Origin of the sequence: Rhodobacter ferrooxidans (assembly GCF_000176015.1) — a bacterium.
Classification (GTDB): domain Bacteria; phylum Pseudomonadota; class Alphaproteobacteria; order Rhodobacterales; family Rhodobacteraceae; genus Pseudorhodobacter_B; species Pseudorhodobacter_B ferrooxidans.
This window is the reverse complement of sequence record NZ_ACYY01000048.1, coordinates 1-1,245: the sequence shown is the minus strand read 5'-3', so window position 1 is coordinate 1,245 and position 1,245 is coordinate 1. Positions and strand designations below refer to the sequence as shown.

Annotated in this window: 1 protein-coding gene; it reads left to right on the top strand. The window is 61.1% G+C overall.

Going from position 1 to position 1,245, the window contains the following annotated elements; genetic code table 11:
- Positions 1-66: 66 nt before the first annotated feature.
- Positions 67-1,220, top strand: a protein-coding gene (locus RSW2DRAFT_RS16940) for an IS3 family transposase (RefSeq protein WP_156790781.1) whose coding sequence is annotated in 2 segments (ribosomal slippage) — positions 67-316 and positions 316-1,220 — 1,155 coding nt in all. Because the reading frame shifts where the segments join, the coding sequence is not laid out codon by codon here.
- Positions 1,221-1,245 lie beyond the last annotated feature (25 nt).

Here is a 1,245-nt window from a genome sequence, read left to right as displayed (position 1 = left end):
TGACCTGCCCCCCGGAAGTTCCCTCAGTCTGATGTAGAGTCTGCCCAACCTGACGGAGCAGACGAGATGAGGAAAAGCCGTTTCACCGAAGCGCAGATTATCGGGATGATCAAAGAGCAAGAGGCGGGTTTGCCGACGGCCGAGTTGTGCCGGAAGCATGGGCTGAGCCCCGCGACGTTCTACAAGCTGAAGGCCAAGTATGGCGGGATGGACCTGTCCGATGCCAAACGCCTCAAGCAGCTTGAGGACGAGAACGCCAAGCTGAAACGCCTGGTGGCAGATGTCATGCTGGACAATGTCGTGCTGAAGGACCTGCTGGGAAAGCCCTGACGACGCCGGTTCAACGGCGGGACGCGGTGCTGCGGGCGATGAAGGGTCATCCGATCTCTCAGCGCCGGGCCTGCGTCCTGATCGGTGTCGATCCGAAGACCGTGCGGCGCGAGCGGCCGCCCGACAACCCGGAGATCCGTGTGGAAATGAACAAGATCGCCGAGAAGCGGCGCCGGTTTGGCTATCGGCGCATTGGTGTCATGCTGGAGCGCAAGGGCATGGTGATGAACGAAAAGAAGCTTTACCGGATTTACCGTGAAGAGGGTCTTTCGGTACGCCGTCGTCGTGGCCGCAAGCGGGCGCGTGGCAGCCGCACGCCAATGCCAGTGCCCCTGCAGCCGAACCAGCGCTGGTCGCTGGACTTCCTGTCGGACACATTCGGGGCCTGCCGCAAGTTCCGCATCCTGGCAGTGAACGACGATTGCTGCCGCGAAAACCTCGGTCTGATTGCCGATACCAGCATCTCAGGCGCACGGGTCGCGCGGGAACTGGATGCGCTCGTCAGGATCTACGGAAAACCGGCGTGTATTGTCTCTGACAATGGCACCGAGTTCACCAGCAAGGCCATCCTCAAATGGGCGAACGAAAACAAAGTCGAGTGGCATTACATCGACCCCGGCAAACCGCAGCAGAACGGCTACATCGAATCCTTCAATGGCAGCCTGCGCGATGAATGCCTCAACGAAGAGATCTTCGACAGCCTCGCTGATGCCCGCCGAACGCTGGCCCTCTGGCGCTACGACTACAACAACGTCAGGCCGCATTCATCGCTGGGGAACCAGACCCCGGCAGAAGCGCGCCGGACGCTTGAGCAATTTGATGGCACCGCGCCCGGCGCGCTTGCCACACCCGAAACCGACCACTATCAACCCCAAGGACTCTCGTCATGAACGAGGGACGACCGGGGGGCAGGTC